The following is a 23,929-nucleotide window of genomic DNA, read 5'->3' on the forward strand; positions in this document are numbered from 1 at the left end:
ATTAATCATAAAAGTTCCAGGAGATACCAATCTTGAACAGACGCGGATTGATTGGGTAATGAGGTGCAAGGAAGTAGTTTGACTTGCCCGAACCTTGATTTACGTGATACATCATCGCGAAGATGCGTGTACGTTTAAGGTGCAGGTTGGCATACACGTTTACGATAGGATAACCGCCTATTTCCACTTGGTCGCTTTCGGGCTGCAAATAGAATTGTTGAATAGCAGGCAGATAGGCCGGTGCATAATATTTAGTAAAATAACGTACGTCTGCACCCAGTTGTACCGTTAGTACTTTAGCCAATTTGGTTTGCAGGTACAGATTATGATAGAGTGAAAATTCGGGCAGTGGCAGTACTCCCATATTGCTTGACTTTTGCCAGCTCACTTCGTTGTCAAGGTGAAAAATACCTAAGTGAAAATTCTGCTCCAAAATAGCCGACAGTACTTGAATATTGCCTCCATGTTGTTGTGGCAAGGCTTGTTGGTTGAAGTACGTATAGTTTTTAATATTCTCTACCCCCGCTCTGAGCTTGGTTTGCCAGCGGTCGATATTGATTTCGCCTTCTAAGCGTGTGCGGAATTCTTTATCCATATTGTCATTGTCCCAATAAAAATGCTTGGAGTGGTAATGACGCATATAGAATGAAGGCAATGTATTGGTTACCGAGGCGCGTGCAATGAAACTCACCGTATCTTTCCAGAGACGGAAGTTCAAATCCATATTTCCATTGGCACGAAACTGACCGATGGCTTTACCAAGTAAACCGACTTCGCCCGTTGCCTGATAGTGAAGAACGTTACCTTGACGCTTGGATAGTTCGGCTCCCACAAATACCTCGTTTTCGGTATACTGGTCTACACTGGTAGAGTCCTTATCCATCAGGTAGTAGTTACTTAATTTGTACGAGGCGTAGGCGGTTAGTCCGGCTTTGGCGTACTTATTGAATCCCTCGAGCAGGGCAATGCCCAATGTGTTCTTGATACTAAAAGCGGTAGTAGAGTCGTTGATGGCCGATGTGCCCGGTTTGATGTATGTATTTTGATAATAGTTATCTACTTTATCGAGTGAGGTAAAGCGGTGGCGTGTTCGTTCCAGTTTCATGGTATGAATGAAACTGGTTACAGGTACAAACTCCTTCTTTGCCGGTGTGCTGTCGTTTTTGGCTTTTTCTATTTCGCGTTGAAAACCCAGTTTATATCGCTGTGCCAGAAATACATAGAAGTCTTTGTTGTTGTTGGCGCTTTGGCTCAGTACGGTTGGAATGTTTTGCGACTCATAGGTTTTTCCACCACTTGCCATTGCCTGAGGGTCGGTGATGTAACGGTCGTCACTGACACCTCCGTTTTCGTTCATCTTCATGTTGTTGTTGCTATAAAGCAAACTTGCTTCGTAGCGATCGCCAATGTAACTACCAAAAAGAGCCGCATTAAAGAAAGAGGTATTCTGGCTATTGTAATATCCCCGCCCATACAGGTAATCGATATTGAAGCCGAAAGCCAGTTGTTTGTTTACATTGACCGAGAAGTAGGACTTGAATCGTTCTTCGCCATTTATCTTGCTACCTGCTTTGTAATAGGTCAGGTTGGTATAAGGCACGTTACTATTTGTGAAGTTAAATTCGTCGGGGCGTACAAAGAAGCTCGAAAAGGGTTCCATAAAGATGGTTGGTTCGGAATCCCGTCGGTCGAAGAAAATGCGCGAAAGGCGTGGAGAACCTAAGTTGCCCAGATAATTGTAGTGTCCTTTGATACCCTCTACCAAGTTCGTGTTTTGGAAGAATTTATAGGTTGTATCGGCCGGAATGCGGTTGATGTTGCCGAGGTTTTCGCTCAAATGCCACATATAGAGTGTGGGCGGAAGGCTTTGCACTTCTACATTGGAGCTGTCGGGGTTTTGTGGACGCATGGCGGGATCGACCTGATTGCCATATTGGTCTACAATATTGCCATACTGATCCTTGCGATCACCGTAAGGATTGTTGGGAGTGACCTGTGCTTGCGTAGCTAGCTGGCCTACAATGAAAAGCAGTATATATGTAAGTAGAATTCGTCTCATAATTGAGCACAAAGATACAATAAATAAGCGAAGAGCGAAGAGCGAAGGGTGAAAAGTTACGATGCAGCCCTCTGCGTTAAAAACTCTTCACTCTTTGCTTTTCGCTCTTCACTCTTTTAAACTTCTTTAATCAGCTCCATTCCCTTTTTGATAGCCGCTTCATTCATCGGTATCAGGTGGTGGTGGCGTTCGGGAAGTGTTTTCTTCAATCCTTTCAATACACTTTCGAGTGATACGACGGGGCGAAGCTTCAACAAGCCTCCCAGTACAATCATGTTAAAAGCTTTGGCGTTGTTCATTTCATTGGCAGCATCCATGGCATCGATACGATATACTTTGATATCCTTTCGTGTGGGTGGGTGAATGATACCGTATCCGTCGTAAATCAGGATACCACCGGGTTTTACACGGCTTTCGAACTTCTCCAGGGAAGGTTGATTGAGGATGATAGCCGCATCGTATTTGCTCAAGATAGGCGAGGAGATACGCTCATCGCTTACAATTACTGTTACGTTGGCTGTTCCACCCCGTTGCTCGGGTCCATAGGCCGGCATCCAGGTTACTTCTTTGCCTTCCATCAGTCCGGAATAAGCCAAAATCTTTCCCATAGACAGTACACCCTGTCCACCGAATCCTGCTATAATAATTTCTTCTTTCATTTTCCTGTTGACTTTTAGCGTTATTCTTTATCTTTCATATCGCCCAACGGATAGTATGGGAACATGTGTTCTTCCATCCATTTATTAGACTGGTCGGGAGTCATTTTCCAACCCGAGCTACAGGTCGATACGATCTCTACCAGGTTCGAGCCTTTGCCCGCCATTGAGTTCTCGAATGCTTTCCGAATAGCCTTCTTTGCTTTGCGGATAGCAGGAACGGTATGTACCGCCTGGCGGGTTACATAAGCCGTACCTTCCAATTGGGCAGCAATTTCGGTAATCTTCAATGGGTAGCCGTGAAGACTTGCATCGCGGCCGTATGGGCTGGTCGATGTTTTCATGCCCATCAGTGTAGTAGGAGCCATTTGACCTCCGGTCATACCGTAGATGGCGTTGTTTACAAAGATGATGGTAATGTTTTCGCCACGGTTCAGTGCATGGATTGTTTCGGCTGTACCGATACAAGCCAAGTCACCATCGCCTTGATAGGTAAATACCATCCGGTCGGGCCATAAGCGTTTGATGGCACTGGCCAGAGCAGGAGCACGTCCGTGAGCTGCTTCCTGCCAGTCTATATCCAGATAGTTATAGATGAATACGGCACATCCAACCGGAGAGATTCCGATTGTCTTCTCTTCCATGCCCATCTCTTCGATTACTTCGGCAACGAGTTTGTGAACCACTCCGTGGCTACAACCCGGGCAGTAGTGCATCGGATTATCGTTCATCAATGTCGGTTTCTTCTGAACCAGATTTCCTGACTTGATTATTTTTTCTTTCGTCATAGCTTCTTCTCCTTATCTGTTGGTGAATCGTATAAAAAACTCCATTAGCTTGACAAAGATTGCCCCGCCACATATGTAGATAAATACTTTAAAGTCATCGACCGCAAAGTAAACAATGATAGCAGCCAGTGCCAGTATCATGAATAGTACATTGAGAATGTTTCTTATTTTATCGGGATTCATCGTCTAATCGTAAATCAAATTAATAATGTTTTCAGCGCAGTCACTACTTCATCGGGATCGGGTACGATACCTCCCAGACGTCCGAAGTGTTCTACCTTTACCCGTCCATTTACAGCCAGACGTACGTCTTCTACCATCTGTCCGGCATTCAGTTCGAGCGAGAGCATACCTTTTACCTTGCCTGCATATTCGGCGATAATTTTCGTTGGGAAAGGCCATAAGGTAATGGGGCGAAGCATACCTACTTTGATACCCTCTTCGCGGGCGTGTTCCATGGCTTTCTGTCCGATACGTGCCATCGATCCGAAGGCAATAATCAGATAGTCGGCATCTTCGCAGTCAATCTCTTCGTAGCGAACTTCGTTCTCTTCGATTACTTTGTACTTAGCCTGAAAGCGGAGGTTGTTCTTCTCCATCGCATCGGGCTGTAGTTCGAGCGAAGTGATGATATTGGGTTTGCGATCTTTGGTTTTTCCGGTAGTAGCCCAAGGACATTGTTCAATGACCTCTGCGTCGGTGCGGCGAGGCTGCATGGGAGGAAGCACTACTTTTTCCATCATCTGACCGATAACACCGTCGGCAAGGATAATGGCCGGATTGCGGTATTTGAATGCCAGATCGAATCCTAAGCCAACGAAATCGGCCATCTCTTGTACCGAGGCGGGAGCGAGTGCAATGAGTCTATAGTCGCCATGTCCACCACCCTTTACTGTCTGGAAGTAGTCTGCCTGACTGGGTTGAATGGTTCCCAAACCCGGGCCACCACGCATTACATTGACAATAACACAAGGAAGTTCGGCACCTGCCAGGTAGGAGATACCCTCTTGTTTGAGGCTAACGCCGGGGCTCGAAGAGGATGTTATTACTTTCTTGCCACATCCTGCACCGCCATAAACCATATTGATTGCCGCTACTTCACTCTCTGCTTGAAGTACAACCATTCCGGTTGTCTCCCAAGGTTTCAGTTCGGCCAGTGTTTCCAGCACTTCCGACTGAGGGGTAATCGGGTATCCGAAGTATCCGTCGGCTCCGCAGCGTATAGCCGCATGAGCGATGGCTTCGTTTCCTTTCATTAATACAACTTCTTCTGCCATATTCTTTCTTTATTAGTCACATTTAACTTTAAATACTGAGATACATCCGTCGGGACAAACAATTGCGCAGGAACTACATCCGTTGCATGTGTCTTCGAGAGCTTGATAAGCATAATTGTACCCTTTTATATTTACCTCTTTTGCGAGGGAAATCACGTTGAGAGGACAGGCTACTGCGCATAGGTTGCATCCTTTGCAGCGTTCGGTGTCGACAACGATAGCTCCTTTTATTTTTGCCATAATCTCTATTTGTTAATTACGTAGTTTATTTATTGGTTGAACATATCTTTATTGTAGAAATTCATGATGTCCATCATCATTTTGCGGGCTTGCGCAGCCGGGCTTTGAGGGTTTAGTTCAATGGCTTCCTGATAGTTATTGAGGGCTTGGTGCCAGTTGCCTAGTTTTCGATAAGCGTTTCCCCGCAAGTAATAGGCTTCGTCTTTGGGGGCGGAGTCGGTTAGGATGAGTTGATCCAAAGCTAGGATCGCCTCGTCTACTTTTCCCTGATTGATGAGCTCTTTAATCGTATTTAATTGTTTCATCAGTTCTGAGTTTCCGGGTTAATTGAGCTACAAAGATAATCTTTATTTGGATAATCAACCTAAGTAAAGAGAAAAAAACTTCCTTCTCTTTCCGGCATATGTTTTCATTTAACAAATTCTTTGAGATCTTGTTCTATAATGGGTGATTCTATTCTCTTAATCATTTATTACTTCGAATTGGAAAAGTCACAGGGATAGATAACAAATACACTCCCATCATTCTTTTTGGATGAGATTAGGAATACTTCAAACTTTTTATTTTTATTATGCGCAAATGTGAGTATCGTTATTGTAATTAAACTAACTATTCCTGCATGCGATTGTGACATAATAACAGCAATATATATGATTCCCAAAGCTATGCGAGAAATCTGACAAATATATTTCTTTTTTAGAAATACATAATTGGAAAGCCAGTGTTAATCCCATAACACTCATCCATAATAGTGAAAAATCCATTCTGGAAGTATTTGATTATCAGTTAATAGTGTAGAGTTGAGCATTGTGGATATTGCACATAATACTGCAAAGTAAATATATAAAAGATATGAAAATCTCATTTTTCGAATTGATGTAGGCATAATATTTTGTTTGTAATTGACTTTAAAAACCTCGGTCTTTAAAGTTGGTAAAGGGGATTTGATATTTTGCAAAACGAAATTCCTTTTTTGCGAAAATTAGGCAAGTCGTATAGATGTTTATACCACTAATATTTTCAAGAAAGCCAATCTCTGTGTCAGCTTTAAATAAAACGCTATCTCTCCCTATAAAAAATAGATATAACAAGAGAGAAACAACCTAAAGCAGATTATGGCTGGTTACATTTCATGACTTTTATTTCTCTAATTTCGGAAATATCAATTAGCATTTAATTATCGAAAATAGATACCTCTTAATTTTTCCATGTCAGTTATTGGCCTCAAGTATCCTTCATTAAGCAGCATATATCTATTGGCTATTTTCTCTGCCGCTTGATAGTTATGATCAGAAAAAATAATACCCTTATTTAATCTATTTAATTTGATATATGCGCTTACTTGTTCTACCATGATAGGTGATAATCCGATAAACGGCTCATCTAAAATAACAAAAGGAGATTTACTCTCCAGAAGCAGTAATATTTCTATATATCTTAATTCGCCATTTGATAAATCTCTGATTCTACTCTTATACTTCTTTTGAATAGTTTCATCCATTAACCAATGAAAAGAATTTCCACAAACCAATCTGATCAGGTCTTCAACAATCAATTCCTTGGGTAAAAAATTCATTTGTGGAAGGTATACTATTTGTCCGGTTTTATATGCTTTCCCTGTTATTACTTTATCGTTAATTCGTAAAAAGAGGCGATCCGCTTTCATTGTTCCGTATAAAATATTGAATAGAGTTGATTTACCAGAGCCATTTCTTCCCCAAATGGCAATAATATCTCCAGACATACATTTCAAATATATATCAGATAAAATAATTCTTTCATTAAAAGACTTTAAAATACTATCTGCTTCTAAATAAAAATCCATATTGTTAAGATATAAAATAAGATACTAAGTAACAACGATACGATGAAAGATATAAAATAGAGTTCTATTATACTACAAGATCCATTGTAGTAAAAATAAAATTCATTTTTCCTCATTGTCATCTTATATATTATATCTGCTATCAATCCTAACGTAGGGAATGTATAAACGAGTACGTTAAGTGCATTTAGAAGACTCCAGTTTCCAATATTGCTAATGATGACAATCAAAAGTGTTACCGGTACACTTTGTTTTAAGCTGTTTCTGTAAAAAATGTAATAATAAATTGCTTTCTTCGATAAAATCCGCATCTCTGATGTGTTTTTTTTATGATAATTTCATTATTTCAATCCATGCTTTTTCGTTTATTATCCAGATTAATTATGCTGAATTTTGCCACTATGAAGCATTACAAAGAGTATCTTATGTGGATATTTCTTCTTTAGTTTTATCTTTTACAATTCTTTATTATTTGTAGCATTATATCCATAACAAGTCCGTCCAATTAAGTAAATAAAAATAGATTAGAGCTTTGCATAATCGTTTCAGGGAAAGAGAATTTATAATTGTTTTGTTATAAAACCATGATCTTCAGACCTTGTCTTGACCGTATCGTTTACATTAAGCTCAACATTACCTTCCTTGTCAGTTAATCGATTTCCTGTTGCTGCAATTCCTCTAATTAACTTCATATCCCACTTTAAATCATTTATAGCCTCTTCTTGCCACTTGTATGCAAACAATTCTAGCTTCTCCTCTTCTTCTGTCTTTTGTTTTTCAAAGTCATAGCAGTCAGGGTTGTTCTCAATATATTGGAGAAGTTTTTTTATATGCATAGTTTCTTTTGCATTCCAATTAAGGCTTAACACTTCATGAAGCTTTTCGACCCAAAGATCTATTCGTTGGTCAGGAGTAAAAACTCTAAATATTGCTCTTTTAGGCTCTCGTCCGAAGCTCTCCATTCGGCTCTACTCATCGTTCTGATATCTGACAAATTAGCCTTGACCCACTCATTGGTGTTCATATCGCAACTATATACAGACTCATCTTTTTGGCAAGAAGAAACCATTACTAACACAACTACATACAATAAATAAAATAAGTTTTTCATATTCGTCTATTATTAATGCTATTACTCTAATTTTCCTTTAATTTTTAGCAAAACAACACTTTCATCAGAATTTGATTCGACAAAAAGACTTTTCGAAAAAAAACCATTCTGATTTTTTGTATCAAAATTCACTTTTACAATTCCTTTTTCACCTAGTTGTATCGGCTTTTTAGACCAGTCTGCTGTAGTGCATTCGCAAGAAGCTTTTACTTTATAAATCACTAATGGGCTATTTCCATTGTTAGAAAAAATAAAATTAATAACCACTGTAGAGTTATTTTTCTTTGCAATCATTCCCAAATCAATTGTCTTTTTGGAGAAAACTAACTTTGCTTGCCCTTTAGCTAAACAGGGCAAACAACATAATAGTAAGAAAAAATACGTACTTTCATTTTATATTCATTTGAAGATTAACTTATTTCTATTACTTTATTCTTTGTCCTATAGAAAGTGTTCGATTTTTTTTTGTTTATGTCTCTTATAAAATATTTATATTGTAATAATAGACTAAAGATAGGGAACTTTTGTAATAAAAGAAATAATTCTTAATTATACAATAGTAGACGCGGATATTTTCGTTTTATTTAAGTTTTTCATGAATATAATATGAATTTATTCTATGAGATTCTTTTGTTTTTTGGGGTCAGTCCGAAAACCCAGTGGATTTATTACTCATTATGCACACAACATTGATAATCTATAGAGAAAGAACTGTATATCTGCGACTCCTCTGAACTGACTTCAAAACGCTTTTACCTTCGCATTGAATGATTCTGCTCCGGCATTTGTTTGTCTATTCGTAAAGAAGTTTAACATTGTGTTCTAATGATTTGTAAATGTGTCAAGACTGTTTGAAATGCGTTTTAGGCAAGTTTACTTACTTTATCACGAACCATTTGGCTAAGTTTAGCCTGGCAGCATATTTGTGACTTTTTGCATTGTAGATGTCAGTGAGTTCCATAGCCAATTGATAGGCTTGTTTAAACTCCGGATAGAATTCAAATATTATATCCGCCCTCCACCTTTCCGAGGTTGTCCATTTGGACTCATGTCTGGTCAGTATAAATTTGGCACGAGTTAACAATTGCTTGCGTGTATCACTGTTTACGTACCGGAGAGGGACATATGGTATCCCTTCTTTCCGGCATCGTTTGATTGCTGCATTTTCCAAATCACGAACCATCCAGCGTAGAGTAATACGCAATTCGTCCAATGCGTCATAATACAGCTTTTGTACATGAAAACGGTCATTGGTAATTCTTGCCTTGGGGAAAACAGTACAAACTATCAGCATCATAGAAGATGACAAGTCAAGTGTTATTTCCACCACAGCCTTTCGCTTGGAGATGCAAATCTTCTCAAGTACAGCTATCTTCTCTTTGATTAATTTTAATGATTATCCGCATAGCATTTGTTGAATATTTTACGTTATGTTGGGAAGCTGACACTATATTAAGTCGATATACCCAGGTAAACTTTATTTAAGTGAAAGATCAATTTTCTTTCTCTAAAAAGGTGTAATGTATCGAACAATTCATTAAGTTTGCGGAAAGGCTTCGAATTATTTATTTTGTAAGTAGCCATTACGTTTTTGCTTTAGTACATACTAATATTTAAATAAAATGAATGAACATGAAATAAATAGTCAGCTAATCACCGAAAAATATAGACTGATGAAACATTTAATCTATGCCATACTGGCTCTCTTGCTATTAGCCTCTTGCTCCAAAGATAGTGAATGGATTGACAGTGACTATGACGAAGCGGAAGAACCCAAAGAAGAGATGCCTGTGCAGGAAATTTTTCGGTTCAAGTTGTCTGCAAAGAAAACAGTACTGAATATTTTCGATCTTGCCGAATTATCGATACTCGACTCTAAAGGTGTTTCTTTTATTTTTCGATTGCACGAGTTGGCAAGTAGTTATGACTCCATAGTATGGCAGGTAAAAGGTTTGGATGGTCGGTTGCGGATATTCAACAACCGAAACGGGAGCGGTATATCGGAGACAACGTTAACATCGAATTGGGGGCATTGCTTTTATTTGCCTGGTAACCATGAGGCTTATCTACATGGTTATAAAGGGAACAAAATGATCTATGGCGATACCTTACGCATGGAAGTGACCGATACAAAATCTTTTCTAGGGCGCAATTGGAGCGATACGAATGATTTAGGTGAAAATATCGGTCATAATAATGCACTGAACGAACACTTCTCATTGGCTACATTGGCCAATGTTTATGACGGTACGCCCGCCATCAATTTGCGTTTAATAAATAGCGGGAATTTAGATCAAATTGCCTTTACTCGTAAGAGTAAAAAGGAACTTTATGCCTATATGGTGCAACTCTATGGGAAGCCTATTTATGAAAAAGACTCTCCTGATTTAGTAGCCCAATACAGTACCTTTGCGGTTCGTTCGCCAAAGGCTGTTCCACTTGCCTATTGGGCTACGGGCAAAGCTAAGATCATTTTATTAAGAGAAGAAGATCCTGAGTGGAGGGACTTGATATGCTACATACATACAGAGCCTGTTTAGCCCGGGAAACGGACTGACACGTTGCTGAAATAAAACAAGTAAAAACAAAATGATAATGAAAAAAGAAATTCTTTTCGTATTACTCAATAACTTTGCTGATTGGGAGGGGGCTTACATTGCTCCCAACCTGAATGCTGGAGTTGAACCCGGAAGCGAAAGCCTCTATACTGTAAAAACAGTGTCGGCAACGAAAGCTCCGGTAAGATCGATAGGTGGATTCAGCGTATTGCCCGACTATGCCATCGGCGATATACCGACTGATTATGCCGGATTGGTGCTGATCGGTGGCATGGATTGGTTTACTCCGGAGGCCGAACTTTTTGTTCCGTTGGTAAAAGAGGCTATCGAACACAATAAGTTGGTTGCGGGTATTTGCAATGCGTCTGTTTTTCTTGGTATGCACGGGTTTCTCAATGAGGTGAACCATACCAGCAATGGATTGGAATACATCAGAAACTATGCCGGAACGAACTATAAGGGGGAGCCTTACTACCGGAACGAAGCAGCAGTGAGAGATGGAAATATCGTAACTGCCAATGGCTTTGCCACGCTGGAGTTTAGTCGCGAAATTCTCTTTGCTTTGAGGGCTGACAGTCCCGCAAAGATAGAAAGAGGCTATCGAATGAATAAAACAGGAATCTGGGAAGACCCCATATCCGAATGATACGTTTGCTCTTCTCAGGAACTTACCTGAGAAGAGCAAAATAGATTAGGGAGCGAGACTTTGAAAAGGCTCTTACCACGTAACTTTTCCGTTTAGTATCTCGCCATCTTTGGCATCGCTTTCGTTAAACGTATGTGCTTTGTATTGAATACAAATCATGACCAACGGTTCGTTGCCTGTATTGCGCACAGCGCGTTCGCCATTGGGAGCTACTCTAACCGTGTCTCCTTCGGATACTGTAAATATCTCTCCATCGACTTGAAACTCTCCATGACCGCTCACGAAAACATAAAGTTCCTCGTGCGTCTTGTGCGTATGTAGGAATCCCGTTTCGGTGCCTGGGGCGAATGATTGAAACGATATTTCCGCACCCGTTGCCTGCAAAGCTCCGCCTATAAAAACTTTGCCCGGTATCTCAATGCCGGGACCCAATACCAAAGTATGCTCACTTAGTTCGCCCATCTTCCCAACTGATACGGTGGTGTAATTTGTTCCTTCCGAAATCTTTTCTGCTGTTTTCATTTTGAATACTTATTTGGTTATTAAAAGAATGTTAGTTACTTTTGTAGAGGCAAAGATAAATAGAGAGTTTTGACTTTGCAAGACGGCACTTTTTAGTAAGATGCTTACCAAGAAGTAACTAATATTGATAATCAGCAGGTAAACGAATGAAAAAAATAGAAACATTTTGTCCCGTACGGGATATACTATCGCAGTTTGGTGATAAATGGTCGGTTTTAGTGCTTATCTTATTGGAAGAGAGACAAGTTTTGCGATTCAGCGAGTTGGCCAAAGCCATTCCCGATGTATCGCAAAAAATGCTGACCGTCACGCTGCGTTCATTGGAAAGCTACCATTTGGTAGCGCGCAAGGTCTATCCGGAAGTACCTCCACGTGTCGAATATTCTCTCACAGAGTTGGGGCAGTCGCTACTTCGGCCTATGCATTCATTGATCGATTGGGCGCTCGATCACAAAGACGAATGTTTGAAGTAGCGTTTCTGAAATAGTAAAAACGTTCGACAGAGTGTTTACTGTAAAGCAATAACTACCACTTCGCTCGATGGGAGGTTGGGGATGTACAGCATATCTTTCAGGATGGTAATGTCTGCCGGGCCACTGAGCTCGACTCCTTTAACTTCCATTAGCTTTACCTCTTTTGTGGCTAAATCTACCGACCCTATCTCTCCGTTTATCCAACTGCTGAAGTAGAGTTTGTTTTTATAGTGAGCCAGTCCGTCGTATTGACCTTGACGGGTGATGAACTTCTCTACTACCGGCGATGTTATATCCGCAATCGTATAGATTACATTGTCAGCAGTGGTTTTCCCGTCGGCCGGATAAGATGCAATATACAGTTGATTACCGATAAGTACCAAGCCGTTTGCTCCGGGCACCGAAGCGTATTCGCTCAACATACTGGCGTTGAGTGCATCGGGGGTTGACAGATCTAATTTAAAAATCTTGCCGGTATTCGTTACTGATACATAGGCCGAGCTTCCGGATATCACAATGTCGTTTACAAACAAGTTGCCCTCGGGCATCACAATTGTTTGTGGAGAAGCTGCTTTGTCTTTCAGGTTGTAAACCACTATTTTGCCCACATCGGCTATATAGAGGTGGTTGTTGGCTATCGCCATTCCTTTGGGAGCACTCAGGTGTCCGTCGGTAGCAATAAATGTTTCTGTGCTATTTCCATTGATCTGCATCACATACCCCATGCCTTGGGTGTTAAGCGGGTTTAATTCGGTGGTGCCGAAATTGGTTACCAATACCGAAGAGCCGTACGCAAGGCTTCCTTCGCAAAATTTCATTCCTTTCGAGAGTATGGTAGCTTCCTTGCTTGGAGCCTCTTTTTCTTTGGCGCATCCTGCTATCGCTACGGATGCGAGCAGCATAAAAATAATTCTTTTGTTCATACTTGTTTTCGGTTTTAATGATGTTACAAAGGTAGGTGGATGCAAGATACCTCACCTTACAATAAAGGTCATTGCTATCTCTTTTTGGCTCTAAAATCGTTGGCAGGTTTTCCGTATTTAGCCTTGAACCGTCGCGAAAAATGGGTGTAGTTCTCGAATCCGCACTCGTAGGCTATGTCGGTGATGGGGGTTGGAGTATTTTTTATCAGTAATAGCGCTTTCTCCAATCGCTTTTCATTGATCCACTGCATGGGCGAGGCGTGGAACTCTTTCTGAAATTCTCTCTTGAAAGTAGAAGTGCTCATGTGGCATCGATGTGCCAATGAGGCTATCGAAACTTTATCGTATAGATTTTCGTGGATAATAGAAACTAGGTTTTTACTTTCCGTAGCCTGTATCTGATGGAGAAAAAGGAGGGTTTGGCTGCGGGTGTTGGCGTCAGACAGCATGGTGAATATCAGCTCCTTGATTTTTAGGTCGAGCAGTTCTTTGGCAAAGCTATGACTACCGCTCCAGTCTATTTCGGTAAGATAAGTAAAGAGAGCCGATAGCTTGGTGGTGGCTGTCAGAATTTGTACGTTGCTCGACGACTTGTCGGTACGCGGCAGGGCTGCCGATTCAAATAGGTTGTGGAGTATATCGGCAATGTGGCGGTAATTGAAAAACAGCATGATGCTTTTGAACTCTCCGTTCTGAGGCAGGTATTCGGACATGGCATACTTGCCTTGGGGAAGCATGAACAGCTCTCCGGCAGCGACGGAAAAGGTTGTTCCGTCAATGGATATTTCCTTGTTGCCTTTGACAATGTACACGATTGCATTTTCCGTCATCAGTACTTCATTGTTGGAGGTTGTACTGGCGGAGGTATATTCAACGAAATGAAACCTACGCTTTTTGATGGCATACGAACAGACGTTATTTAGTTTTTGAGGAACAGTAATCATGATACAAAACTAATAAATAAATATCTGAAAATCGATGAGCTACACCACGTGCAATTCGCCTGTAACCGAGTCGATGATGAATCCTTGCACATTGACATCTTCCGGTATGAGCGGATGGTTTCGTACCAAATCGACTGTTTGGCGGATGGCGGTGTTGGTATTGCTGAACCCCCCGATCCACTTATTGAAGTCGATTCCGCAGTACTCCAACATATTGAGTTGTTCGCGCGAGATGCCCCGTTCGGTCATGTGCTTCATCACCAGTTTGCTGTCGAGGTTGAGCGTGCCGCAATCGGTATGTCCGATAATCATCACCTCTTTCACCTCCAGTTCATAAATGCCTATAATCAAGCTGCGCATGGCACTGCCAAAAGGGTGGGAGATAACTCCACCTGCATTCTTAATAATCTTCATATCTCCGTTCTTTAGACCCAAAGCAGCAGGTATGAGTTCGATGAGCCGGGTGTCCATACACGAAACAATGGCGATCTTCTTGTCGGGATACTTGTTGGTAATGTACTTTTCGTACTTCTGTTCCTTTACGAACTTTTTGTTGAATTCCAGAATCTCGTCTATCATGATATTCAATGATATGAAGGTTGTGTAAAAATAGACTGCCCATTCGCTTCAAAGGAATGGGCAGTGCTGTGAATGGTTTTAGAAGATGAACTTTTCAATTTTGAGTTTACCCAATTCCTGCATTTTAGGAACCAAGGCTACAAAATGTGGTGCTTTCTCGTGAGCAGTCAATGATGCTTCATCCGTCCATGTTTCGCAAATCATCAACACATCGGGGCGAGTGGCACTTTCAAAAATATCGTAAGCAATGCATCCTTCGTCTTTCAGTGAGGAGGCAACTAAGTCTTTTGCTGTCTGAAGCAACGCCATACGGTTGTTTTCGCTTACCTGGATAAAAACATTTATTCTAATCATATTCATTTATTGTTTTAGTACACTGCAAATTTAGAAGATAATTCCAAATAACAAAAGGCGATGGCGTTTAATTTTTGCTTTTTAATTGAATTGTAATGGATTGAAACCAGGAGTATGGGCATAAAAAAAGCCCATCTTCCCAGACGAGCAATCTTTGTTAACCTTAAATCTAATACTATGAAAAACACAGTGCAAATGTACGGATTTTCCGGGAACCTCCAAATTAATGGACCAAATAAGTGTGTTTTATAACATGCTTTAATAGTTGAAATAAACTTGTTAACTATTTGCGTAATAGAAATAGAATGTTAAAGCTTTCTTAACTGTTAAAGGCTTCTTATCGCATCCGCTTCAAGAGTACGTACTTTTGGTAGGTAAGAGTACGTTTTTAACTGAGTATGGAATAGTATATTAACACGTTGTTAAGTACGTACTCTTGTTTGCCGGGTTATAAACAGGCTTTTTTGATACGTAAAGAAGTGATTGGGTGAAACTTTCTGTTATGTATAATTAATTGAAATACAATGATATGCGGGTGTATGGATAAAAAGAAAGAGGATAAACCCAACCGGGTTTATCCTCTTTCTTTTTATGTAAATTCGGGCTTATTTCACCGGAATCTTATCAATACGATTTTGGTGGCGTCCACCTTCAAATTGCGTTTCGAAGAACTCCGTCAGAATCATTTCTGCTTCGGCAGTGCTGATAAAGCGTCCCGGCATCACAAGCACATTGGCATCGTTGTGTTGACGAGCCAGATGGGCGATGTCTGCCGTCCAACAAAGAGCGGCGCGTATGCCTTGGTGCTTGTTCAGGGTCATGTTAATTCCGTTTCCGCTACCGCAAATGGCAATGCCGGGATAGCATTCGCCAGCCTCAACGGCTTCTGCAAGCGGATGAGCGAAATCGGGATAATCAACACTTGCTTCCGAAAAAGTTCCGAAGTCTTTATACTCCCAACCTTTTGCCTGTAACCATCCGCGAACGAACTCTTTCAGTTCGAATCCGGCGTGGTCGGCACAAATACCTATTGTTTTCATGATTATAACATTGCTTTTACCTGGTTGTACACGTTTTCGGCAGTAAAGCCCAGTTTCTCGTCGAGCACGGTATAAGGTGCAGAGAAGCCGAACGATTCGAGACCGAATACTTTTCCATTAACACCGGCCAACCCTTGAAGGTTCACGGGCAAACCGGCTGTTAAACCGAATACCTTGGCACCGGTAGGCAGAATAGATTCTTGATACTCTTTGCTTTGGCTGCGGAACAAACCTTCGGATGGAGCCGAAACAATGCTTACCTTCACGCCGTCTTTGCGAAGCAGGGCAGCGCCGTCTACCAATGTAGCTACTTCCGAACCGGAAGCTACCAGAATGATATCAGCATCCGTTTCCGAACCGGCTACGATGTAAGCTCCTTTGGTGGCTTGTGCATAGTCGTTGCCTGCAGGCAGGCTGGTCACGTTTTGACGAGAGAAGATCAATCCGGTAGGAGTGGTTGTGTTCTCCATAGCCAGTTTCCAAGCCCATGTTGTCTCTTCGGCATCGGCAGGACGAAGCACCAACATCGAGTTGTGTCCTTTGTGATTCTTCAGTTTCTCCATCAGGCGGATTTGTGCTTCTTGCTCAACAGGTTCGTGCGTAGGTCCGTCTTCGCCTACACGGAAGGCATCGTGTGTCCAGATAAACTTCACGGGTTGTTCCATCAAGGCAGCCATACGGATAGCAGGTTTCATATAGTCTGAGAACACGAAGAAGGTGGCGCAAGCTGCAATCACACCGCCGTGAAGTGACATACCGATGCAAACGCAGGCCATGGTCAGTTCCGATACACCGGCTTGTAGGAAGGCACCGCTGAAATCGCCACGCTTGAATGCGTGTGTCTTGTTCAGGAAACCGTCTGTTTTGTCTGAGTTTGAAAGGTCGGCAGAAGAGACGATCATGTTCTCTACCTGTGTGGCCAATGCACCCAGTACGGTAGCCGATGCGGCACGGGTAGCGACGTTTGCCTTCTGTGCGATAGCCTCCCAGTTTACTACGGGAGCTTTGCCGGCAAAGAACGTTTCCATCTTTGCTGCCAATTCGGGGTTTGCCTGTGCCCATGTAGCTTTAGCAGCATATCGTTTGGCAACGATGCCTTCGAGCTCCTGAGCGCGACGAGCATAAAGCTCTGCCACTTCGGGGAAGATAACGAACGGGTTGTTCAGGTCGCCACCCAGATTGAGGATGGTATTTTTATAAGCGTCTCCACCAAGGGGAGCACCGTGTGTAGCGCAGTTAGCTTCGTAGCTGCTGTGGTCTGCCTTACGTGCGCCTTTGCCCATAACGGTTTTACCGATAATCAGGGTGGGGCGGGCTGCTTCTGCTTTGGCTTCTTTCAATGCAGCGCGGATAGCATCGGGGTCGTTACCGTCGATTTCGATTACGTTCCAATCCCAAGCTTTGTACTTCATGGCTACGTCTTCCGAAGTCACCTCTTTGGTTTCGGTAGAGAGTTGGATATCGTTCGAATCGTAGAACATAATCAGGTTGTCGAGTCCGAGGGTTCCGGCAATACGGCCTGCACCTTGCGAAATCTCTTCCTGAATACCACCGTCCGAAATATAGGCGTAAATGGTTTGACTCATCACCTCGCCAAAACGAGCTTTGAGGAATTTAGCAGCGATAGCAGCACCTACGGCAAAGGTATGTCCTTGTCCCAACGGACCCGAAGTATTCTCCACACCCCGCATGATGTCTACCTCCGGATGTCCCGGTGTGGGGCTACCCCATTGACGGAACTGTGCAAGCTCGCCCAAGGTGTATTTGCCCGCCATAGCCAGTACCGAATAAAGCATGGGCGACATATGACCGGGATCGAGGAAGAAGCGGTCGCGACCCTCCCAACGAGGGTTTTTAGGATCGTATACTAAGAACTCAGAGAAGAGTACGTTGACGAAGTCTGCGCCTCCCATGGCACCTCCCGGATGTCCCGAGTTGGCTTTTTCGACCATAGAAGCGGCCAGGATACGGATGTTGTCCGCTGCCCGATTCATTAATTTGCTATCGTTCATATAGGTGTAAAATTAGTTTTTAGTGATGCAAAGATAGTGCTTTGTATGCAATACACAAGAATGAAAGCGCTTCTTTTTACTAACTAAAAGAGGATGCTCTCCTTGCGGGAAGCATCCTCTTAGCTTTTATAAACGATAAATCAGTCTTTATACCAATCTACGCGAGCCATCACTAATGACAACATCGTATACTTTCGGGCTTCTGCCGAACTTGGCAGTGAAATCTGCTTGTGCTTTTGCAATGAAAGCATCGTACAACTCATCCTTCACCAGGTTGATGGTACAGCCACCAAAGCCGCCGCCCATTACACGCGAACCTGTTACACCACACTCTTTGGCAACGTCATTCAAGAAGTCGAGTTCTTCACAGCTTACTTCGTATAACTTGCTCATACCGTGGTGTGTTTCATACATCTTCTGACCTACTGTTTCGTAATCGCCTCTTTCGAGTGCATCACAAACATCTAGTACACGTTGTATTTCGCCAATAACATATTCCGAACGCATATAATCTTCTTCGCTGATTTCAGCTTTCACGGCGTTCAACATATCCATCGTACAATCACGTAGGAACTCTACTTGCGGATGATTCTTCTGGATAGCTGCCACAGCTGCCTCGCAACTCTGACGACGTTTGTTGTATGCCGATGAGGCTAATTCGTGTTTCACTACCGAATCAAGCAATACCAACCGGTAACCTTCTGGTTTGAAGGGGAAGTATTGATACTCCAACGAACGGCAATCCAAACGAATCAGGCTACCTGCTTTACCGAAAACAGAAGCAAATTGATCCATGATACCGCAGTTTACACCGCAATAGTTGTGTTCTGTTGATTGACCCACTTTGGCCAGTTCGAACTTATCAATTTTACCTTCGCCAAACAGTTCGTTCAATGCAAAAGCATAGGTGCTTTCGAGTGCTGCCGACGAAGACATACCTGCGCCCAATGGCACATCACCCGAGAAAGCTGTGTCGAATCCTTTGACAGCTACACCGCGTTTAATCATCTCGCGGCAAACACCGAAGATGTATCTTGCCCAACTGGCTTTTGGTGCATCTTCTTCGTTCAAACCAAACTCTACATAGTCTTTCAGATCGATTGAATAAGCGCGTACCTTGTCGGTGTCATTGGGTTTAATCTCGGCCACCATTCCTTTGTCGATAGCTCCCGGAAAAACGAAACCCCCATTATAATCTGTGTGTTCGCCAATAAGGTTGATACGACCCGGAGAGGCGTATACAAATCCTGTAGCACCGTCAAAGTGTTTTGCAAAACGGCTTCTTACGTGTTCTATATCCATGATAATTATATTTAATTAGGTTGTTAATTTATTCGACTGGGATGTCTTTGTTTACATTCTTTGAGCCGATTACCGCATAGAAGAAGATGTAAGCAGCACAGAACAATACCACAGAATAGCTAATGAGATAGCTGCCTGTAACACCGGCTACCCATGCTTGGGTGGCTACCATTACTGCACAACCGAAAACCATTGTCATAAAGGCTCCCGAAGCAATAGATGTGTACTTGCCCAGACCTTCTACGGCGAGGTTAAAGATACCACCCCACATTACTGATGTGCAAAGTCCTACCAATAAGAATGAGAAGATACCCATTGGTACTTCTACCCAGATCATGTTCAGGCTGGCCCAGTCAATACCGGGAACGCTTACCATCATATCTGTCGGAGCGAACATACCAAATGCTACAAGTATAAAACTAGCTATCGATACGGCAGTAATCATGGTGCGGCTGGAGATTTTGTCGGCAATAGCTCCTCCGACAAAACGGCCTACGAGCATGAGCAACCAGTAAACGGCAACGATCTGTCCTACCACCGTAGCATCCATACCCAGTCCCGGAGTGGCAGCATCGGGAGAAGTTGTCAAGTATAGCAGGATGTAAGTTGGCGTACCTACTTCAATACCCATATACAAGAAAATCGCCAAAATACCGAGGTTAAAATGACGGAAAGAGAATGCGCTGTATTTGTCTTTTGAACTGCTTTTAACGACAGATGGCTGGACAGGTTCTTCGATCTTCGAGAAAAGAATAACTAAGAAGCCGATGATGAAAATTGCTAAAGCGATAAATAATGCAGGAGTGACATCAGCAATTCGAGCTTTGGCAGCATCGCCGATTAATGCACCCATGATGATGTAAACGGCAACGGCTGCACTACTGTTAAATACGCCTCCGATCTGGATTAGTTGATTACCTTTGTTACCACCACCGCCTAAGCTGTTAAGCATTGGGTTAACAACCGTGTTAAGCATACACATACAGAAACCTGAAATAAAAGCACCGACTAAATAAACGCCGAAGCTTTGTATGTCGTTCCATCCACTCATCCACTGCACGAGGATACCTACGATGCCGACCAATAAGGCCAGTAGTGCTGTTTTCTTATAACCGAACTTTTTGATAAGCATTCCTGAAGGAATACCCATTACCAAATAGGCAATAAAGTTACCGTAGTTACCTACTTGCGCCAGAATATCTGATGCACCGAATTGATTTTTCACGATAATTGCCATAGGAGAACAGAGATTGGTTACAAAAGCAATCATAGCGAAGAGAGCAATCATTATGATAATTGCACCCCATTGTTTTTTTTGTTGGCTCATTGATAATTTTTCTAGTGTTTATTAATTTTGAATTTTTGATTTATTCTTTGATACCGAACTGATAAATGGTTACCTGTTGGTATTCGTCTCCCGGAAGGAGTGTTGCCGAAGGGAAATGCGCTTTGTTGGGTGTGTCGGGGAAGCATTGTGCTTCGAAGCAAAGTGCACTGCGGGCAGGGAATGTAGTACCGTGTGCGCCTTGGAAACCACCTAACCAGTTGCCGGTGTATAGTTGTACGCCTGCTTCGGTAGTGTACACTTCCATGGTGCGTCCGCTTTTAGGATCGGTGCAGGTAGCAGCCAGATCCAATGCTCCCATCTCTGTTTTCTTCAGAACGTAGCAATGGTCGTATCCGGCACCAAAAACCAATTGTTCGAACGGCTCATCAATGCGTTCGCCAATAGCATGTGGCGTACGGAAATCCATCGGAGTACCGTCTACCTTGGCTATTTCGCCTGTAGGAATAGATACGTTATCCATGGGTGTATAAAAGTCTGCTTGTATCGTAACGATGTGATCGTTGATCGTAGGAGTGGGGTTGGCAACGCCTGCCAGATTGAAGAAAGCATGGTTTGTCAGATTGACAATGGTCTCTCTGTCGGTCGATGCGCGGTATTCAATGACCAATGCATTCTCTTCCTCTTCGAGACGGTAGGTCATCTCTACGTCTAAGTTTCCCGGAAAGCCTTCTTCGCCGTCGGCCGATACGTAGTGAAACTGTACGGTAGTGTCGTCTATCTGTGTGGCATCCCATACACGGGCATGAAAGCCGGTGGGACCTCCGTGCAAGGAGTTGGGGCCATTATTGATTGTTAATTGATGCTCTTGGCCATAAAGGGTGAATTTTCCTTTGGCAATGCGGTTGCCGTAACGTCCGATGATGGTATTGAGAAAAGGCTCCGGGCTGTTAACTACTTCTTTGATGCTACCATGTCCGAGAACAACGTTAGCGTACTTTCCGTCTTTGTCCGGAACCATGATCGATAGAATGGCGCAACCGTAGTTTGTAACGGCAACTTCCATTCCTTTCTGGTTTTTAAGGATATACAAATCTGTTTTCTTATTGTTTATATCCATTTGAAAATCTTTTCGATCTAACCCCGAAAGATTTCCTTCAATAGGGAATGTGTTATTCATGTTTGATATTATTAAAATTCTTGCAAATAAAGGAAAATTCTTCCGTTCCCCCAATTATTCATGGTAAATATAATTGTGTATTTAGGAAAGTTTAGTGTTTCAGTTGACCTCTACCCATGGCTGAATTGAAGAAAATTGGCCGGCGATTTTAATATAAAACGAGTTATTCTGGGTATTATTTGATATTTTTTGTAAGTTTGTCCCCGAGATTGTTAAATACGAAGATTTTTGAATCTAAATTTATAATAGAAAAACAAAAATGTATCCTTTAAAATTCGAACCTATCTTGAAGCAGACGCTTTGGGGAGGCGACAAAATTGTTCCGTTTAAGCATCTGAATGATCGTACAACGGGTGTAGGTGAAAGTTGGGAGTTATCCGGTGTAGAAGATAACGAGTCTGTAGTGGCTAATGGTTCCGATAAGGGATTGACACTCACTGAAGTGGTGAAAAAATACCGGGAAGAGTTAGTAGGCGAAGAGAATTATGCTCGCTTTGGAAATAAGTTTCCTCTGCTGATTAAATTTATTGATGCCAAACAGGACTTATCGATTCAGGTACATCCCGGTGATGAATTGGCAAAGAAGCGTCATAACTCGATGGGTAAAACCGAAATGTGGTATGTGGTGGATGCCGATAAAGGTGCCAAGCTGCGTTCCGGGTTTTCGGAGCAAATAACACCTAAAGAGTATAAAGAACGGGTATATAATAATACAATTACCGATGTATTGCAAGAGTATGAGATACATCCGGGTGATGTATTCTTTCTGCCTGCAGGTCGTATCCATAGTATTGGTGCAGGTGCTTTCATTGCCGAAATTCAGCAAACCTCGGATGTAACTTATCGTATTTATGATTTTAATCGTAAAGACGATCAAGGTAAAACCCGCGAATTGCATACGGATTTGGCACGCGAAGCTATCAATTACGAGGTGCTGGATGATTACCGCACGAAGTATGAAGCGGTACAGGACGAACCGGTAGAACTAGTAGCTTGTCCTTACTTTACCACCTCTATTTATGATATGACCGAAGAAATATCATGCGATTATTCCGAGCTTGATTCATTTGTTATCCTGATCTGTATAGAAGGCTCTTGTAAGCTGACAGACAATGAAGGGAATGAAATTCAGTTATCGGCAGGCGAAACGGTGCTGCTTCCTGCTACCACGCAGGATGTAACGCTGTCCCCCGAAAGTGCAGGTGTGAAAATACTGGAAACTTACGTGTAAATATATTGCGATAAAGACCTAAAAAAGCGGGGCTATGTAATCCATACATAGCCCCGCTTTTTTAGGTCTTTATCGCTTAATGAGCTTACGGAATTTTCTTATTATTTTTAGGCCTAGCATTACCCCGTCGAATATAGCCATTCCGGTACTGAAGGTTCTCATGATGGCATTGCCACCCGAAGCAACGGGCGCAAGCGGAGCAAGCAAGTCTCGGGCAGTATTTGTCATTTGCTGCTTCTGCTTTCGGATGTCACGCAGTACCTCCTCTTTGCGTAGAGCAATTTCTTCGAGCGTTATTTTAGATGATGTAGGTTGAGAATTCATGGCTTATTTCTTTTTGCTGTTTAGAAAAAGACCCGCAAGGAAGTTTACAATGGGGTTGATAATAAGCTGTCTGCGGAATAGATAAACAATTGCGATCAATACGATATTAATAGCTGCAATGATAGCAAAACTTACCATTAACCCTCCTACGATGGGTTCGAGAACGTAGGCGAAGGCAAGCAGTAAATAAAACAAAGTCATCATGGTTAGCGAGATCAGTATTAAAACCATGAGTAGTGTAGAGATCAGTATCGTTAGCTTCTCCGTTAGCTCCAGCTTGGTGTATTCTTTTTGAAGCTCAAGATACTTCTTGAATTCCAGAAAAAGTTGCTGCAAGTTATTTATGCTTTTATCGTCTGCAAACATGGTGACCTTGTTTTATTTTGTCTCTCAATTTATCCCTGAGTTTCTCCTTTTATTTCGGCAGCAATGTCATCGACCAAGCTTTCCATCTCGTTACGATTCAATTTGATACCTTCTTGCGAAGAATTTCAGCAATTTTATGACGGGTGTCTTCTCCTTTTTCGGGAGCAAACAAAAGTCCAAGTGCTGCGCCTACGGCTGCACCACCTAGAAATGCGGCTAGTACATTAACTCCTT

The 23,929-nt window shown here is 42.2% G+C and carries 27 protein-coding genes and 1 pseudogene; 4 read left to right on the forward strand and 24 right to left on the reverse strand.

Going from position 1 to position 23,929, the window contains the following annotated elements; genetic code table 11:
* Nucleotide 1: 1 nt before the first annotated feature.
* From TY03_RS17280 to TY03_RS21610, 11 genes are all read right to left on the reverse strand, one after another.
* The gene (locus TY03_RS17280; RefSeq protein ID WP_042372218.1) at nt 2-2,059 is read right to left on the reverse strand and encodes a putative porin; all 2,058 of its coding nucleotides are present in this window, start codon (nt 2,057-2,059) and stop codon (nt 2-4) included.
* Nucleotides 2,060-2,175: 116 nt separating this feature from the next.
* Nucleotides 2,176-2,718: a 2-oxoacid:acceptor oxidoreductase family protein gene (locus tag TY03_RS17285; protein ID WP_042372220.1), complete on the reverse strand. Its 543-nt coding sequence runs from the start codon at nt 2,716-2,718 to the stop codon at nt 2,176-2,178.
* Between the two features lie 20 nt (nt 2,719-2,738).
* Complete coding sequence (locus TY03_RS17290; RefSeq protein WP_042372222.1) at nt 2,739-3,503, reverse strand: thiamine pyrophosphate-dependent enzyme; 765 nt, start codon at nt 3,501-3,503, stop codon at nt 2,739-2,741.
* Nucleotides 3,504-3,700: 197 nt separating this feature from the next.
* Nucleotides 3,701-4,780 (reverse strand): 3-methyl-2-oxobutanoate dehydrogenase subunit VorB, encoded by a 1,080-nt coding sequence (locus TY03_RS17295; RefSeq protein WP_042372224.1) that lies wholly within the window; start codon nt 4,778-4,780, stop codon nt 3,701-3,703.
* A 12-nt stretch (nt 4,781-4,792) separates the two neighbouring features.
* On the reverse strand, nt 4,793-5,020 hold the full coding sequence (locus tag TY03_RS22065; protein ID WP_074434203.1) for a 4Fe-4S dicluster domain-containing protein: 228 nt from the start codon (nt 5,018-5,020) through the stop codon (nt 4,793-4,795).
* Nucleotides 5,021-5,049: 29 nt separating this feature from the next.
* Nucleotides 5,050-5,325, reverse strand: a complete 276-nt coding sequence (locus tag TY03_RS17300; RefSeq protein WP_042372226.1) for a tetratricopeptide repeat protein — start codon at nt 5,323-5,325, stop codon at nt 5,050-5,052.
* 872 nt (nt 5,326-6,197) lie between these two features.
* The gene (locus TY03_RS17305) at nt 6,198-6,845 is read right to left on the reverse strand and encodes an ATP-binding cassette domain-containing protein (RefSeq protein ID WP_042372227.1); all 648 of its coding nucleotides are present in this window, start codon (nt 6,843-6,845) and stop codon (nt 6,198-6,200) included.
* A gap of 560 nt (nt 6,846-7,405) precedes the next feature.
* Complete coding sequence (locus TY03_RS17310) at nt 7,406-7,807, reverse strand: bacteriocin fulvocin C-related protein (RefSeq protein WP_042372229.1); 402 nt, start codon at nt 7,805-7,807, stop codon at nt 7,406-7,408.
* Nucleotides 7,741-7,956: a hypothetical protein gene (locus TY03_RS22720; RefSeq protein WP_187374010.1), complete on the reverse strand. Its 216-nt coding sequence runs from the start codon at nt 7,954-7,956 to the stop codon at nt 7,741-7,743. Before TY03_RS22720 ends, TY03_RS17310 begins: the two co-directional genes overlap by 67 nt.
* A 21-nt stretch (nt 7,957-7,977) precedes the next feature.
* A complete protein-coding gene (locus tag TY03_RS17315) occupies nt 7,978-8,313 on the reverse strand; it encodes a DUF1573 domain-containing protein (RefSeq protein ID WP_052332540.1) in 336 nt (111 codons plus the stop codon).
* A 520-nt stretch (nt 8,314-8,833) separates the two neighbouring features.
* Entirely contained in the window at nt 8,834-9,283 is a 450-nt protein-coding gene (locus TY03_RS21610; protein ID WP_230201999.1) for a transposase, read from the reverse strand.
* Between the two features lie 346 nt (nt 9,284-9,629).
* Here TY03_RS21610 and TY03_RS17325 point away from each other — a divergent pair, with 346 nt between their 5' ends.
* Nucleotides 9,630-10,496, forward strand: a complete 867-nt coding sequence (locus TY03_RS17325; protein WP_148335704.1) for a hypothetical protein — start codon at nt 9,630-9,632, stop codon at nt 10,494-10,496.
* A 55-nt stretch (nt 10,497-10,551) separates the two neighbouring features.
* Nucleotides 10,552-11,160 (forward strand): type 1 glutamine amidotransferase family protein, encoded by a 609-nt coding sequence (locus tag TY03_RS17330; protein WP_042372233.1) that lies wholly within the window; start codon nt 10,552-10,554, stop codon nt 11,158-11,160.
* A gap of 72 nt (nt 11,161-11,232) precedes the next feature.
* Here TY03_RS17330 and TY03_RS17335 read toward each other — a convergent pair whose 3' ends face one another.
* Nucleotides 11,233-11,682, reverse strand: a complete 450-nt coding sequence (locus TY03_RS17335; RefSeq protein WP_042372234.1) for a cupin domain-containing protein — start codon at nt 11,680-11,682, stop codon at nt 11,233-11,235.
* Between the two features lie 146 nt (nt 11,683-11,828).
* Between TY03_RS17335 and TY03_RS17340 the strand changes: the two genes are divergently transcribed.
* Nucleotides 11,829-12,155: a winged helix-turn-helix transcriptional regulator gene (locus tag TY03_RS17340; protein ID WP_042372235.1), complete on the forward strand. Its 327-nt coding sequence runs from the start codon at nt 11,829-11,831 to the stop codon at nt 12,153-12,155.
* Between the two features lie 35 nt (nt 12,156-12,190).
* Here the strand turns inward: TY03_RS17340 and TY03_RS17345 are convergent, their stop codons facing one another.
* From TY03_RS17345 to TY03_RS17385, 9 genes are all read right to left on the reverse strand, one after another.
* Nucleotides 12,191-13,078 carry an LVIVD repeat-containing protein gene (locus TY03_RS17345; RefSeq protein ID WP_042372236.1) on the reverse strand — a complete coding sequence of 296 codons (888 nt, stop codon included), beginning with the start codon at nt 13,076-13,078 and terminating at the stop codon, nt 12,191-12,193.
* 74 nt (nt 13,079-13,152) lie between these two features.
* Nucleotides 13,153-14,022: an AraC family transcriptional regulator gene (locus TY03_RS21615; RefSeq protein WP_052332542.1), complete on the reverse strand. Its 870-nt coding sequence runs from the start codon at nt 14,020-14,022 to the stop codon at nt 13,153-13,155.
* Between the two features lie 39 nt (nt 14,023-14,061).
* A complete protein-coding gene (locus TY03_RS17355; RefSeq protein ID WP_042372238.1) occupies nt 14,062-14,601 on the reverse strand; it encodes a beta-class carbonic anhydrase in 540 nt (179 codons plus the stop codon).
* A gap of 78 nt (nt 14,602-14,679) precedes the next feature.
* Nucleotides 14,680-14,955, reverse strand: coding sequence for a putative quinol monooxygenase (locus TY03_RS17360; protein ID WP_042372316.1), 276 nt, complete (start codon nt 14,953-14,955; stop codon nt 14,680-14,682).
* A gap of 605 nt (nt 14,956-15,560) precedes the next feature.
* Nucleotides 15,561-15,995: a ribose 5-phosphate isomerase B gene (rpiB, locus tag TY03_RS17365; protein ID WP_042372239.1), complete on the reverse strand. Its 435-nt coding sequence runs from the start codon at nt 15,993-15,995 to the stop codon at nt 15,561-15,563.
* Between the two features lie 2 nt (nt 15,996-15,997).
* Nucleotides 15,998-18,007, reverse strand: coding sequence for a transketolase family protein (locus tag TY03_RS17370; protein WP_042372240.1), 2,010 nt, complete (start codon nt 18,005-18,007; stop codon nt 15,998-16,000).
* A 147-nt stretch (nt 18,008-18,154) separates the two neighbouring features.
* Nucleotides 18,155-19,309: a galactokinase gene (galK, locus tag TY03_RS17375; protein WP_042372241.1), complete on the reverse strand. Its 1,155-nt coding sequence runs from the start codon at nt 19,307-19,309 to the stop codon at nt 18,155-18,157.
* 28 nt (nt 19,310-19,337) lie between these two features.
* Nucleotides 19,338-20,636, reverse strand: a complete 1,299-nt coding sequence (locus TY03_RS17380) for an MFS transporter (protein WP_042372243.1) — start codon at nt 20,634-20,636, stop codon at nt 19,338-19,340.
* 40 nt (nt 20,637-20,676) lie between these two features.
* Entirely contained in the window at nt 20,677-21,774 is a 1,098-nt protein-coding gene (locus TY03_RS17385; protein ID WP_042372245.1) for an aldose epimerase family protein, read from the reverse strand.
* A 259-nt stretch (nt 21,775-22,033) separates the two neighbouring features.
* On the opposite strand from TY03_RS17385, the gene TY03_RS17390 reads away from it, so the two are divergent.
* The gene (locus TY03_RS17390; RefSeq protein ID WP_042372247.1) at nt 22,034-23,005 is read left to right on the forward strand and encodes a type I phosphomannose isomerase catalytic subunit; all 972 of its coding nucleotides are present in this window, start codon (nt 22,034-22,036) and stop codon (nt 23,003-23,005) included.
* A 69-nt stretch (nt 23,006-23,074) separates the two neighbouring features.
* On the opposite strand, the gene TY03_RS17395 is transcribed toward TY03_RS17390, so the two are convergent.
* From TY03_RS17395 to TY03_RS17405, 3 genes and pseudogenes are all read right to left on the reverse strand, one after another.
* A complete protein-coding gene (locus tag TY03_RS17395; protein ID WP_042372249.1) occupies nt 23,075-23,329 on the reverse strand; it encodes a hypothetical protein in 255 nt (84 codons plus the stop codon).
* Nucleotides 23,330-23,332: 3 nt separating this feature from the next.
* On the reverse strand, nt 23,333-23,695 hold the full coding sequence (locus tag TY03_RS17400) for a phage holin family protein (protein ID WP_042372251.1): 363 nt from the start codon (nt 23,693-23,695) through the stop codon (nt 23,333-23,335).
* A gap of 29 nt (nt 23,696-23,724) precedes the next feature.
* A pseudogene (locus tag TY03_RS17405) lies at nt 23,725-23,929 on the reverse strand (YtxH domain-containing protein); the annotation flags it as partial.

It is taken from the genome of Bacteroides neonati (assembly GCF_000499785.1).
GTDB lineage: Bacteria > Bacteroidota > Bacteroidia > Bacteroidales > Bacteroidaceae > Bacteroides > Bacteroides neonati.